Genomic DNA, 14,041 nt, shown 5'->3' on the forward strand with positions numbered 1-14,041 from the left:
AGGCCCCCAGGCCCCGGGCCGTCCCGCGGATCGCTCCGCACCACCCCCTACGGAGCGATCCGCGCCAGCACCTCCCCGGTCCGCGGACTCCAGTCCACGACCACCGCCTCCTCCGGCACCTTCTGCCACCGCGTCAGCAGCAGCCAGCGCACCCGGTAGCGCCGCGCGACGGCCGCACGCCGGTCCCGCGTCGACGCCGGATCCAGGTACGCCCGCACCTCGGCGTGCCGCTCGACCCGCTCTCCCTCCTCCAGCGCGGGATCGGGCCAGGGCGGCGCGGCCATGTTCACCCCGTACCCGGCGAGCGCGCGCATCGCGAAGTACCCGTCGCTGATCAGCACCTCACCCGCCCGCACATGCCGCGCGGCCCAGTCGTACGAAGGCCAGCGCGGCGGCTGTCCGAAGCCGACGGGGTCCAGCGCCCGGGGCACGACAGCCCCCGCCTGGGCGGTCAGGAAACCCACGCAGACCCCGGCCGCGGCGGCCCCGCCCAGCACCCGCCGGGCCCACCCCACGGCCGGGGCGCCGCCAGCTCCACCGCCAGCGCGAACTGCGCCGGCACCGCCGCGAGCGCCAGCACCCGCCCGTACGTGTAGTGCCCGCTGATCCAGCCGTACGCCACCACCAGGCACTGAGCCGCGCACATCAGCACCAGCGGGTCCCTGCGCGACCGGCGACCCCGCGCCCACAGCGCCGGCAGCCCGAGCAGCGCCAGCCAGAGGTTCCCCGCCGCGCTCTCGTACAGCAGACGGTGCATCCCGTCCACGCCCGTGTGCCCCGCCAGTGCCAGGACGGCGTAGTACGGCCAGGACACCGCCACCGCGAGGGCGGTCCCGCCCGCCGCCGCCCACCGGGCCACCACCGGGCGCGACCATCCCCGTTGCCAGGCGGCCACGATCGCCACGGCCCCGGCCAGCGAGGCCACCGCCGTGATCGGGTGCACCAGCGTGATCAGCCCGTACAGCGCCCCGAGTCCGGCGTACGCCCAGACGGTGCCGAGGCCGCTCGGTCCGACGTACCGCACCCGCCCGGCAGGACCGCCGCCGCGCGCGCGTGCCCCCGTCCACGCCCAGGCCCAGAACGTCAGCCCGGTGGCGAACGCCGACGGATAGCCGAGGTTCAGGGTCAGCGACATCAGCCCGAGGAAGCCGCTCCACAGGCTCCGCTCGGTGCCCCACAGCAACGTCATGAACAGCACCGCGAGGACCGGCGCCCACGGCCGGGGCGTCAGTACGCGCACGAAGCGGCCGATCCCGGTGAGCAGCACCAGCAGGTTCACCGGTCCGGCCAGCTTCACCAGGGACCAGCCGCTCAGCCCGGTCAGCCGTGCGAGCACGCCTTGCGCGACGGCGTAGGGGGAGTAGTACGGGCTGCCCGCGCCCGGTAGGGCGGCGGTCGGGTGGGCCGGGTGCAGCAGGTCCCAGCGCAGCCGTTCGACGACCGCCGCGTGCTGACCGGCGTCGCAGCACAGCGGCACCCGCCAGTACGCCAACGTGATGACCAGCCAGAACAGCGCGCCCATGACGAGGTACGGCGTCGGCCGCCGGGACAGCCGGGTACGGCCGCCGCGCAGCGCGGTGACCCCGAGCGCGCCACGCCGACGGCGCCGGGCGCGCGGATCGGGACCGGCGTGGGGCCGAACGCGCGGATCCGGGCCGGAACCGGGAAAATTCTGGGCTGCACGGGGCATTTGTCGTGTATTCCCGGTATGGCGGGACCGGTCAACGGCTCAGCTCGCGGTCACCACATCGAGTGAGTCGCGGGTGGTGGTGATCCGCTCCAGCAGCAGCGGTAGCCCCAGCACGGGCAGCAGCCACGCCACGACGATCAGCCGGTCACCCCAGATGGTGATGTCCGGATGCCCGGCCTGGTTCAGGATCCCTGTGCACGCGGCGGCCAGCACGAACCAGCCGAACACCGGCCGCTGCCGCAGCGCGCCCCACGCGCCCGCCGCCAGCGCGGCGAGGAACAGCGGCTCGGTCAGCTGCCGACGCCCCCACTCCGCCCAGAAGTTCACCTCCAGACGCAGGAACTCCGCCCAGGGTCGGGCCCGGTCGGGGCGCGTGAAGTGATCGGTCAGCAGATCCTGGAGGCTCTCCGAGGCCGCCGGGTAGTGCAGGAGCGAGGCGAGCGCCGGCGTGCACACCGCCGCGCCCGCGGACACGGCTCCGACCGCCAGGACCCCCGGCTCGACCGCCCGCACCCAGGCCCCGAGCGGCCCGAGCCCGCGCCCCGTTCGTTCACCACCGCGTGCGCGCCGTGCGCCGACCACCGCGCACGCCCCCACCAGACACACCCCCAGGAACAGCGCCTGCGAGTGCTTCACCGTGAAGAGCGCTGCCAGGGAACCGCCGACCAGCAGTGCCCCCGCCCGTACGCGGCCCTCCCGCGCCAGGGCGCACCCCCAGAGCGCCGTCAGCGTCAGGGCCAGCAGCACCCCCTCGGTCATGGGCCGCATGGCGGTCGCGCCGCACGGCAGCACGTAGTAGAGGGCCTGGCCGGTGAGGGCGACGGGGACCGGGGCGTGGACGGCCCGCAGGACGAGGAAGGCCAGGACGCCCCCCGCCGCCGCGATCAGCACGCTCGCCAGCCACACCCCCCACAGGACCCCGAACACCGCGACGAACGGGGCCAGCAGCACCGGGTAGCCGGGCCGCACCTCGAAGATCCGCAGGAACCGCTCCGAGGCGAACGGCGCGACAGGGACGCCCGACTGCCCGGCCGCCAGCCGCCGGTCCACCTTCCGCCACAGCTCCCGCCGGCACTCCTCGGCGACCCGCGCGGCCGGGGACGGCGCCCGGAACCGCACCACGTCCACGCTCCGCTTCCGCTCGGCCGTCGCCGCCCGGCTCCCGCAGTAGTGGTCGATGGTGCCGGCCGCCGACTCCCGCACGCTCGCACCGCCCAGCGTGAGGGCGTACGAGACGTAGTTCTTGGTGTCGGGAGTGGCGCGACCGGTGACGCTCGCCAGCTGGAGCAGCGCGAAGACGGTGGCGAACAGCAGCACCCACACCCGCGCGCGCGGCGCGAGGACCCGCGCCCACCCGTCGGCCGTGGGCGCCCTCATGACGACGATGGGAAAGCGGCAGACGACGACGGGAAAGCGTTGGCGGCCGCCGGGGACGGGGCCGGCCGGGGCGCGGGCACCGCCCCCGCCGCCTCACCCAGCATCAGCGTCCGCACCACCCGCTCCGACGCCCGCCCGTCGTCGAACTCGCAGTACCGCTCCCGGAACCCCGCCCGCAGCCGCGCCGACTCCCTGTCCCGCCACTGCCCGGAGTCGAACAGCCAGGCCAGCTCCCGGTAGGACCGGGAGACATGGCCGGGCGGGTCGGCGGTGATGTCGAGGTACATGCCCCGGCTCGCGGTGAAGGCGTCGAGGTCGTCGGCGTGGACGACGATCGGCCGGTCCAGGTTGGCGTAGTCGACCATCAGGGCCGAGTAGTCCGTGACCAGGACGTCGGAGGCGAGCATCAGCTCCTCCCCATGCGGTTCGTCGGTCGCGTCCACCACGACACCCCGCCGGTGCAGCTCGGCGAGCCCGAACCCGCGCGCCGGCCCGTCCGCGAGCGCCGGATGCAGCCGTACGACGAGGGTGAGCGCCTCGCCCAGGCTGCGCCGCAGGTCGGCGGCGAACCGGGCGAGGTCGAAGCGCTCGGCGTGGCCGCCGCGCCGATGGTCGCGGGGCGTGGGCGCGTACAGCACGACCGTGTGCCCGGGCGGGACGCCCAGCCGCTCACGGACCGCCGCGCCGCCTTCCGGCCCGGCGTTCACCAGGACGTCGTTGCGCGGGCTGCCGGTCCGCAGCGAGGTGAAACCGCACGGGTACGCCCTGCTCCACACCAGCTCGGAGTGACGGTTGGCGACGAGGCTGTGGTCCCAGCGGTCGGCCCCCCGCAGCACGCTCGGCACGTCCACGCCGAGCCGGGCACCCGGCTTGTGCAGTAGGTCGGCGCCCATGAACTTCAGCGGCGTCCCCTGGTGGGTGTGCACATGCACGCTGCCCGGCCGCTTGGTGAGGGCGCCGGGCCAGTCGGCGTTGCCGACGAAGTACGTCGCCCGCGCGGCCAGCCGACGGTACTCGGCCGAGCCCGGCGTCACGTACTCCACGCCCGGCGGCAGCGCCGGCACCCGCTCCGGGCGCACCACCCACACTCCCCGGATGTGCGGCGCGAACTCACGGGCGGCCTGGTACACGGCCGCCGGGTCCCCCAACACCCCGCGATGGGAGAACGCCGAGTACAGGGCCAGCTGCGGGTCCAGCGGCAGCCGCTCGTGGGCCAGCGACCAGCCCCGCCCGATCCACTCGGCGCCGACGGCTCGCAGGCGCTCCCCGCGTACGCCGAGCGCGCTACGGGTGCGGGCCGCGCACCGCCGGACCCGGTAGGCGGCCCAACCGCCTTCCAGCACCTGGCGGGCGGGGGCCGGGGAGTCGTCGCCCGACCGGTGCCTGCGGTACAGCCCCGCCGTCCGCCGGAAGAACTCGGCCCGGTCCCCGGACGGCACCCGGTCCGGTGCGGCGAGGATCTCCAGACAGTGGTCCGCCATCGCCTCCCGCACCCGACCACGCCAACCCGTCAGCTCCGGACGGGAGTTCAGATGGGCGAAGACCCGCTCGTACTGGTCGTGCACATCGAAGTGCCCCCGGCCGGTGGTGGACAGCAGGGTGCCTCGCGGCCGCTGCCGGTGGGACACACAGATCCGGTCCAGCGTGGCGATCCGCCCGGCGCCGAGCAGCACCGGCAACGTCCACGGCGTGTCCTCGTAGTGCCCCGGCGGGAACCGGAAGCCGTGCGCCTCCAGGAACTCCCGCCGGTACGCCTTGTTCCACACGACCCTCGGCAGACCGAGGAACCCCGGGCGCTCGGCCACCGTGAACGTGCCCTCGCCCGCCGCGCCCAGGAGGTGCGCGTGGGCGTCGCGCCGCGTCTCGCCCCACCAGTACGTCCGGGCGTGGTCGAAGACCAGCACATCGGGGTCCCCGGCCTCCTCCAGCCGGTCCGCCAGCGCGCGCAGGGCACCCGGGACCAGCGTGTCGTCGCCGTCGAGGAAGAGGACGAAGTCGCCGGTGGCGTACGGCAGTCCGGCGTTGCGGGCCCGGCCCGGGCCCACGTTCGCGGGCAGGTGCAGCACCCGCACCCGGGGCTCGCGGGCGGCGTACGCGTCGAGGACCTCGCCGCTTCCGTCCGGCGAGCAGTCGTCGACGGCGATCACCTCGACGTCTCCGTACGACTGCTCCAGGACCGAGTCCAGGCACTCGCGCACATACACCCGGACCTCGAAGACGGGCACGACGACACTGAAACGGGGCATGTCCTCAGCTCCTCACGAGGGTCGCGGCGGCGGGTGTCGGGACGGCGGGTGCCGGGGCTGCGGGAGTCGGGGCCGTGGGTGCCGGAACGGCGAACGGTGGGGCGGGGTGCGCTCGGCGAGCGGCGGGACCGGCGGCAGCGCCTCCGGCCGCTCGCCGAGGAACACCCGCCGTACGACCCGTTCGGCCGCCCGACCGTCGTCGAACTGGCAGAACCGCTCCCGGAAGACGGCCCGCAGCGCGTCGGCCTCCATGTCCGCGTACGAGCCGTTCCGCAACAGCTCCGCCAACTCCCGCCCGGTGCGCGCCACATGACCGGGCGGCGTGGTCGGCAGATCGAGGCAGACGCCCCGGGTCTCCCGGAACACCTCCCAGTCCTCCGCGAGGATCACGACGGGCCGGTCGAGGTGGGCGTAGTCGAACATCAGCGACGAGTAGTCGGTGATCAGCGCGTCGGCGGCGAGACACACCTCCTCGACGCGGGGGTGCGCGGTGACGTCGATGATCCGTCCGCCGCTCGCGCGCGGGGTACCGGGGGCCGAGCGGTGGTGTGCCCGCAGCAGCACCACGAACTGCTCGCCCACCGCCTCGCGGAACGCCTCCAGGTCGAACCGGGGCTCGTGGCCGGGGGAGTGGTCGCGGTGGGTCGGGGCGTAGAGGAGGGCCTTCCTGCCCTCGGGCACGCCCAGCGCGCGCCGGGCGCGCGCCACGTCCTCGGCCGTCGCCGTGTAGAGGACGTCGTTGCGCGGACAGCCGTACTCCAGCTGTTCGTACCTCCCGGGGAAGGCCCGCTCCCAGGTCTCGGTGGAGTGCCGGTTGGCGGAGAGGCCGAAGTCCCAGCGGTCCACGCGCCCGAGGAGAGCGGCCGAAGCGGCGGGCCCGGCGGCCACCGCCGGATACGCGGACCGGTCCAGGCCCGTCGCCTTCAGCGGGGTGCCGGGCGAGGTCCGGATGTGGACACCTCCGGGACGCTCGACGACGGTGTCGCCGGGATCGCCGAGACAGGTGAGGTCGGTGAGGTCGTCGAGATCGGCGTCGTCGACGAGGTACTTGGCGCGGGCCAGCATCCGCCCCGCGCGCGGACTGCCGAGCACGGCGTGCTCCGCGCCGTGCGGGACCCGGTCCACCGCGTCCGCCGCGACGAGGAACACCGAACGGACCCGGGGGGCGAGTTCACGGGCCTTCGCGTGGAGCGCGGCGAGGTCGCCGCCGACACCGCGCACCCGGTGCGCGCGGTACACGGCGAGGTTCGGGTCCAGCGGCAGACGGCGCCGCACGGCGCAGACGGCGCGGGCCAGGGGCGTGCGGGGGCGGGGAGCGCCGCCAGGGCGCCGACAGCGACGCGACGGGCGGCGTGCAGGACCCGGAATCCTCCGTACGAGCCGCTCGCGAGCAGCCGGTGCTGGAGTCCGAGGTGGCCGGCGGGCACCTGGAAGCCGGTCGGGCGGTGGAGGCCGTAGAGGTGCATCGCGCGGCGGAAGAAGTCCCGGGGGTGGTGGGCGGGCAGCCGCTCCGGGTGCGCGAGACTCCGCAGCACGATCGAGAAGAGCCGCCCGAACAGCGCCTCCGTCAGCGCCTGCCCGGCCGCGGCCCGGGCGAGCACCAGCTCCACCTGGTCGAGGAGTTCGAGGTGGTGGGCGCCGGGCGCGTACAGCCGACTGCCCTGCCGGCGCAGCAGATGGCGTACGCAGGCCGTGCCCGGCAGTTCGGCCGTGCGGTCGGCGGCGAGGGCGACCAGGCCGTTCCAGCCGACATCGGTGAAGTGGCCGATGGGGAAGGTGAGTTGGCGCGTGGTGAGGAAGTCCCGGCGGTAGGTCGCGCTCCACGCCGGGGCGTCCGGGCCGACCGGGCGCACGATCGTCGTGCCGCCCTCCCACCAGTGCGCCCGCTCGTGCGCGAAGCGCAGGACGTCCGGTTCGTCGGTCTCGTCCAGCCGGTCCGCGATCGCCCGCAGCGCGCCGGGCGAGAGCGTGTCGTCCCCGTCGAGGAAGAGGACGTACGTCCCGTGCGCCGCGGCCAGTCCCGCGTTGCGGGCGGCGCTCAGGCCGCCCGTCGGCGGCGACTCGACCGGGGCGACGCGGGTGTCCCTGACGGCGTACGCGGCGCTGATCGCCCCGGCCGGTGAGTCCGCCGCCGCCTCGTGCACCGGAATCAGCTCGAAATCACCGAACGGCTGACCGAGCACCGACTCCAGAGCGAGTGGCAGCCGCCCTTCCACGCCGTAGGTGGGGACGATGATGCTGAAGCGGGGCATTCTTTCCTTTCAGGGGCGCGGGGAACTGCGCGACCAGCCCCCACCGGGCGGACGTCTGGGGGTCTAAGGGGCGCAGCCCCTGGGGACGGGACGGGTAGGGGCGGCGGGGCGAGGAAACCGTCTACGTGCCCAGCAAGTCGTCCGCACCCGGACGGACGGCCGACGCCGACGGAACCGGCCGCCGCTCCCCAACGGCACCACATCCCCGGCGGCACACACTCACCCAGCACCACCCGCCGCACCACCCGCTCCGCCGCCCGCCCGTCGTCATACGGACAGAACCGCTCCCGGAACGCCGCCCGCAACTGCGCCGACCGCGACCCCCGCCAGTGCCCCGTCGCGAAGATGTCGATCAGCTCGTCCTCGCTGCGCGCGACCGCGCCCGGCGCACACGCCCGCAGATCGAAGTACGTGCCGCGCGCCGCCTCGTACGCCTCCCAGTCCTCCGCGTGGATCACGATGGGCCGGTCGAGGTTGGCGTAGTCGAACATCAGGGAGGAGTAGTCCGTGATCAGGGCGTCCGAGGCCAGGCAGAGGTTCTCCACGCTCGGATAGCCGGTGACGTCCAGCAGTCGGCCGTGCGCCAGGTCGGTCAGCGGGGAGTCGTACGCGTGGTGCGCCCGGGCCAGGACGACGAAGCGCGGCCCGAGCTTGCGCAGCACCCGCTCCAGATCCAGATGGGCGCGCTGCGAGTGCCGGTAGTCGCGGTGCGTGGGGGCGTACAGGACGGCGACCGCGCCCTCGGGCACCCCGAGGTGCTCGCGCACCCGGGCCACGTCCGTCGAGTTCGCCCTCAGCAACACGTCGTTGCGCGGCGAGCCGTATTCGAGGGTGGTGAAGGGGGAGGGGTAGACCCGCTCCCAGACGAGCGTGGAGTGGCGGTTGCCGGACAGGACGTAGTCCCACTGGTCGCTGCCGCGCAGGACGTCCTCGAAGTCCGTGCCGCGCGCCACCGCCGGCCGGTCCCGCAGGTCGAGCCCCATGTGCTTGAGCGGGGTGCCGTGCTGGGTCTGCAGCAGCACCTGACCGCGCCGTTTGACCAGCCGCCTGTCGAAGTCGACGTTGTTCACCAGGTACTTGGAGCGGGCGAGCGCCGTCCAGTACGCCATCGAGCCGGGCAGCACGCGCCGGGTCGCCACCGGCAGCGTGTGGTGGTGCTCCGGGCGCGCGACCCAGGAGGTGCGCATCGTGGGGACGTACGTCCGGAACGCGTTCTCCAGCGCGGCCGGGCTGCACTCGTAGCCCCGGCCCCCGTACGCGGCGAACACCGCCCGGTCCGCACGCAGCGGGAGCAGCCGCTGGACGCGGTAGTGGAGGCGCAGACCGGCGGAGCGGAACAGACCGGCCACGCCCCGCACCAGGCGCCCGGCCGCCCGGCCCAGCCGCGCTCCGGCCCACAGGGCGCGGTAGAGGCGCGGGTTGCCCAGCCGCAGGAGCGCGTGCCGGAGCCGGGCGCGGGCGCGGAGGGGCACGCCGGGGGTGCGGTAGCGGGCGCAGTGCGCGCGGACCGCCCGCAGGAACTCGGCGCGCGCCTCGCGCGGCAGCCGGTGGCGCCGGGAGAACACGGAGGTGAGGTGGTCGAGCATGCGCCGGAACAGCACCGGTCGCCACTGCGCGAGCTCCGGCCGCTCGTCGACGTACGTGAACACCCGGTCGTACTGCCCGAACACGTCGAAGTGACCGTACGTAGTCGCCCCGAGGAGGCTGCCGTGGCGGCGCAGGCGGTGGTGGACGCAGACCCGGTCGAGGGTGGCGACGGACTCGGCCGTCATCAGGACGGGGTACGTCCAGGCCGTGTCCTCGTAGATGCCGGACGGGAACCGGAAGCCGTGGTCCTCGACGAACTCCCGTTTGTAGGCCTTGTTCCATGCCGCCGGGCGGATGGTGAGCAGGCCGGGGCGGTCGTCGAGCCGGAACGGGGCCGGGCCCTGCTCGGTGAGTCGGCGGTCACGCGCGTCGTGGACCGGCTCGCCCGTCCACGCGACACGCGCGAAGTCATGGACGAGGACGTCCGGTTCGCCGGTCTTCTTGACGCGGTCGGCGATCGCCTGGAGCGCGCCCGGCGTGAACGTGTCGTCGCCGTCGAGGAAGAGGAGGTAGTCGCCCCTGGCGTGCTCCATCCCCGTGTTGCGGGCGGCGCCGGGCCCCGCGTTCTCCCGCAGGCGCACGGTGCGGCGCACACGGGGGTCGCGGGCGGCGAACTCGTCGGCGACCGCACCGCAGTTGTCGGGCGAGGCGTCGTCGACGACGATCAGTTCGAGGTCGGAGAAGGACTGGGACAGCACAGAATCCAGGCATTCGTGCAGGTACGCCTGAACCTTGTACGCGGGAACGATGACACTGAACCTGGGCAAGGGGGACATCCATGGGTCGGCGCGGGCATACTGCCCGGAAACGGCCGATGGGATGATTTGGTTACGGTGCGTGTTCCATACGGGGGATTCTCAGGGGAGTTGGGGGCGCACGGGTGTGTTCCGCGGTGCGCGCGCCCCCAGTTGGCGGCCGCTACTTCACCGCCCCGGCCATCACCCCCGACACGAACTGCCGTTGGAACGCGAAGAACACGGCCAGCGGGATCACCATCGAGATGAACGCGCCCGGCGCCAGGACCTCGATGTTGCTGCCGAACTGCCGTACCTGCTGCTGGAGTGCCACCGTCAGCGGCTGGGAGTCGGAGCTGGAGAAGACCAGCGCGACCAGCATGTCGTTCCACACCCACAGGAACTGGAAGATCCCGAGGGACGCGAGCGCCGGTGCGGCCAGCGGCAGGACGACCGTCGCGAACAGCCGTACCTCACCCGCCCCGTCCAGCCGCGCCGCCTCCAGCAACTCCCTCGGGATCTCGGCGAAGAAGTTCCGCAACAGGAAGATCGCGAACGGGAGTCCGAAGCCGACGTGGAAGAGCACCACGCCGATGATGTCGCCGAAGATCCCGAGGTCCCGGAAGAGCCCGGACAGCGGGATCAGCGCCACCTGCACCGGCACCACGAGCAGCCCTACCACGCCCATGAACCACCAGTCACGGCCCTTGAAGTCCAGCCAGGCGAAGGCGTATCCGGCCATCGCGCCGATCAGGACGACCAGCAGCGTCGCCGGCACGGTGATCCACATCGTGTTGAAGAGGGCGTCCGTGATGCCGTCGTTCTCCAGCAGCGACTCGTAGCTCCGCGTGGTGAGTTGGGCCGGGGCCGAGAACACCTTCCACCACCCGGAGGTGGAGATGTCGGTCGGGTCGCGGAACGACGAGACCAGCAGCCCGAAGGTCGGCACCAGCCAGAACAGCGCCACCAGCAGCAGGAACACACGCAACGCGCCCCCTGCCGCGCCGCTCGCGAGCCGGGCGGCGACGGAGCGTTTCTCGACAGGTGTGGAGCGTTCCTCGACAGTCGTCACCGCTGGCGCTCCTTCCTGAGGCGACGGATGTTGACCCACATCACCGGCAGCACGAGCAGCAGCAGAACCACACCGATCGCGCTGCCGAGACCGAAGTCGCCGCCACCGCCGTACGACACCAGATAGAGCTGCAGGGCGAGGACGTTGGCCTCGTCCTGGGTGGGCTGGGGCGCGATGATGTAGACGAGGTCGAACACCTTCATCACATTGATCATCAGCGTGACGAGGACGACGACCAGGACCGGTGCGAGCAGCGGCACGGTGACCTTCCGGAACACCTGCCACTCGTTCGCGCCGTCGACGCGGGCCGCTTCGAGCAGATTGCGGTCCACCCCGGCCAGCCCGGCCGCGATCAGCACCATCGCGAAGCCGGCCCACATCCAGACGTACGAGCCGATGACGGCCGGGGTGACCAGGGTCGGGCCGAGCCAGTCGATGCCGTTGTAGGGCGCGGCGAAGTTCGAGCCGGGCAGCCGGAGCCGGGACCCGTCGGCGGACTCCGGCAGGCGGAAGGTGCCGTCGGAGCCGCTGGTCGCGGTGGCGACGACCGTGCCGTCCTTCACCGCCTCGACCTCGACGCCCTCCAGCGCCTTCTCACCCGGGTCGACGACGCCCTTCTCACCGCCGCCACCGAGCCGGAAGTCCAGCCAGACGGTGCCGGTGACATCGTCCCCGGTGTCGGCGCCGGGGGCCTTCGCGTCCCGCGCGTCACCGGGCAGGCTGCCCGGCGCGATCCCGACGAGCGGGAGGAGCGCCGGGGTGCCCGCCCGGACGGTCCCCTCCGTGGTGAACGACCCGCCGCCGGACGCCTTCAGATCGCTCACCTGCGCGTTGGGCCGGGCCTTCGGATACACGGACTCGTCCACGAAGATGTCGTGCACGGACGTCACGACCGCGTTCGCCACACCCTGGTCCGGATCCTGTTCGTACACCAGCCGGAAGATGATGCCCGCGGCCAGCATCGAGATCGCCATCGGCATGAAGACGATCAGCTTGAACGCCGTTCCCCAGCGCACCCGTTCGGTCAGCACCGCGAAGATCAGCCCGAGCGCGGTGACGACCGCCGGGGCCACCGCGACCCAGATCGCGGTGTTGCGTACGGCGACGAGGGTCGCGTCGTCGGTGAAGATCTCCGCGTAGTTGTCGAGGCCGACGAAGCCCGAGCCGTCCGCGTCGAACAGGCTCCGCCAGACCGAGTACCCGATGGGGTAGACCACGAGCGCGCCGAGCAGCACCAGCGCGGGCAGCAGAAACAGCACCGCCACCCACAGCCGGGTGCCCGTCACGCTCTTGCGCGGTGCGGCGGGGGGCGTCGGCAGCGCGCCGGCGCCTCCCGCCGTCTTCGTCACGGCGGACGACATGAGTCGCCGTCAGCCGTTCCCGTAGGCCTTGGCCGCGTCGGTCTCCAGCTGCTTCTGGGCGCCGGCCACGTCGTCGGGGTTCTTCAGGAAGTCCTGGAGGTCCTTCCACTCACCGACGCCCTGGGTGCCGCCGAACGCCGCCGGGGCCTGGTCGGACATGTCGAAGCGGAAGTCGTCACCCGCCGCGAGCAGTGCCTTGGCGATCTCCCGGGTCACATCGTCCTTGTAACTGCCCGGGTCCATCTCCTTGTTGGGGGAGAGGAAGCCGCCCTGGGCCGCCCAGATCTCCGCCGCGTCGGTCGAGGCGAGGAAGGTGAGCAGCGCCTGCGCGCCCTTGCCGTCCTTCAGCGCCACGGCCGCGTCGCCGCCGGTGACCACGGGGGAGTCGTCGCCGACCGCCGGGAACGGGAAGACCTTGGCGTCCGTGCCGATCTCGGCATCCGTGTCCCCGTTGATGGTGACGGCCACGAAGTCGCCCTCGAAGACCATGCCGGCCGGGGCGTCCCCGGTGAAGGTCTGCGTGATCGACTTCGGGTACTCGGTCTGCAGCGCGCCGGAGGCCCCGCCCGCGATCAGCTCGTCCTTGCCCCACAGTTCACCGAGTGTCGTGAGGGCGTCCTTCACGGACGGATCGGTCCACTTGATCTCGTGCTGGGCGAGCTGGTCGTACTTCTCCGGGCCCGCCTGCGAGAGGTAGACGTTCTCGAACCAGTCGGTGAGCGTCCAGCCGTCGGCGCCGCCGATGGAGACGGCGGGTGAGCCGGCGTCGGAGAGCGTCTGCGCGGTCTGCAGGAACTCGTCCCAGGTACCCGGCTCCTCGGTGATCCCGGCCGTCTCGAAGGCGGCGGTGTTGTACCAGACCAGGGACTTGTTGGCGGCCTTCGCGTAGACGCCGTACCGCTTGCCCTCGTACGCGCCGAGGTCCTTCCAGCCGTCCGAGAAGTTCTTGTCCAGCTGGGCCAGGGCCTCGCTGCCGAGCGGTTTCACCCAGCCCTTCTCGGCGAACTGGTGCAACACGCCTACCTGCGGCAGGAACGCCACGTCCGGCGGTTTGCCGCCCTCGATCTTCGTACCGAGGAAGGTGGACGTGTTGTTGCCGGTCGGCACGAACGTCACCGAGGCGCCGGTGCGTTTCTCGAACTCGTCCAGCACTTTCTGGAAGTTGTCCAGCTCCGGGCCGGTGAAGACGGCCGCGACCTCCAGCTTCTGGCCGTCCAGCTTGGGGAGTTGGACGGTGGCCTTGTTGCCGCCGTCGTTGCCGTTGTCGGCGCCGTCGCCCTTGTCGTCGTCACCGCCGCACGCGGTGAGGGAGAGGGCGAGGACGCCGGCGGCGAGGGCCGCGACGGCCCTGGCGGCGGGAGCGTTGTGCGTGGTGGCCCTGACTGTGGGGGGATGGGTGGGCTTGCCAAGGGAAGTGGGCTTGCGTGTGCGAAGCATGCGACCCATGCGGTGGATGTTGCGCATCTCTGACCCCGTTCTCCGTGCGTCGTCGAACGTAGAGCGCTGTCCCGTGGGCTCTGGTCTACGCCGGGTGCTCGGGAGCGGCAAGAGCGCCTGCCGTGTCAACGTCTTGATCGTGACCGCGTCGTGACCATGACTCGGCGACGGGGTGCTGCGCTGGCGGGTGCGGGTGCCTATGCGCCGTGGGGGACCTCTTCCTTGGCGGGTGGCCGGTTCGTTGTGGTTGCTCGCGCAGTTCCCCGCGCCCCTGGGAGGGGCCTG

Annotated in this window: 6 protein-coding genes and 2 pseudogenes; all 8 read right to left on the minus strand. The window is 72.9% G+C overall.

All coding sequences use genetic code 11. From position 1 onward, the window contains the following. Nucleotides 1-47: 47 nt before the first annotated feature. A pseudogene (locus tag E4N62_RS00210) lies at nucleotides 48-1,573 on the minus strand (hypothetical protein). A gap of 156 nt (nucleotides 1,574-1,729) precedes the next feature. Then, nucleotides 1,730-3,067 (minus strand): hypothetical protein, encoded by a 1,338-nt coding sequence (locus tag E4N62_RS00215; RefSeq protein WP_230211399.1) that lies wholly within the window; start codon nucleotides 3,065-3,067, stop codon nucleotides 1,730-1,732. Continuing rightward, the gene (locus tag E4N62_RS00220; RefSeq protein ID WP_230211400.1) at nucleotides 3,064-5,313 is read right to left on the minus strand and encodes a bifunctional glycosyltransferase family 2 protein/CDP-glycerol:glycerophosphate glycerophosphotransferase; all 2,250 of its coding nucleotides are present in this window, start codon (nucleotides 5,311-5,313) and stop codon (nucleotides 3,064-3,066) included. Before E4N62_RS00220 ends, E4N62_RS00215 begins: the two co-directional genes overlap by 4 nt. A 12-nt stretch (nucleotides 5,314-5,325) precedes the next feature. After that, nucleotides 5,326-7,565: pseudogene (locus tag E4N62_RS00225) on the minus strand (CDP-glycerol glycerophosphotransferase family protein). Then, complete coding sequence (locus tag E4N62_RS00230; RefSeq protein WP_230211401.1) at nucleotides 7,463-9,919, minus strand: bifunctional glycosyltransferase family 2 protein/CDP-glycerol:glycerophosphate glycerophosphotransferase; 2,457 nt, start codon at nucleotides 9,917-9,919, stop codon at nucleotides 7,463-7,465. Before E4N62_RS00230 ends, E4N62_RS00225 begins: the two are co-directional and overlap by 103 nt. A gap of 151 nt (nucleotides 9,920-10,070) precedes the next feature. After that, entirely contained in the window at nucleotides 10,071-10,958 is an 888-nt protein-coding gene (locus E4N62_RS00235; protein ID WP_230211402.1) for a carbohydrate ABC transporter permease, read from the minus strand. Then, nucleotides 10,955-12,319, minus strand: a complete 1,365-nt coding sequence (locus E4N62_RS00240) for a carbohydrate ABC transporter permease (protein ID WP_268268891.1) — start codon at nucleotides 12,317-12,319, stop codon at nucleotides 10,955-10,957. The genes E4N62_RS00235 and E4N62_RS00240 overlap by 4 nt, the downstream gene beginning before the upstream one ends. Nucleotides 12,320-12,328: 9 nt before the next feature. Beyond that, nucleotides 12,329-13,756, minus strand: coding sequence for an ABC transporter substrate-binding protein (locus E4N62_RS00245; protein ID WP_230212329.1), 1,428 nt, complete (start codon nucleotides 13,754-13,756; stop codon nucleotides 12,329-12,331). Nucleotides 13,757-14,041 lie beyond the last annotated feature (285 nt).

The sequence above is a fragment of the Streptomyces sp. MNU76 genome (assembly GCF_020982545.1).
GTDB lineage: Bacteria > Actinomycetota > Actinomycetes > Streptomycetales > Streptomycetaceae > Streptomyces.

Excerpts from the sequence above, each read along its gene's own strand:
- E4N62_RS00215 (WP_230211399.1), bottom strand. The coding sequence starts at position 3,067 with ATGAGGGCGCCCACGGCCGACGGGTGGGCGCGGGTCCTCGCGCCGCGC.
- E4N62_RS00220 (WP_230211400.1), bottom strand. The coding sequence starts at position 5,313 with ATGCCCCGTTTCAGTGTCGTCGTGCCCGTCTTCGAGGTCCGGGTGTAT.
- E4N62_RS00240 (WP_268268891.1), bottom strand. The coding sequence starts at position 12,319 with ATGTCGTCCGCCGTGACGAAGACGGCGGGAGGCGCCGGCGCGCTGCCG.
- E4N62_RS00245 (WP_230212329.1), bottom strand. The coding sequence starts at position 13,756 with ATGCTTCGCACACGCAAGCCCACTTCCCTTGGCAAGCCCACCCATCCC.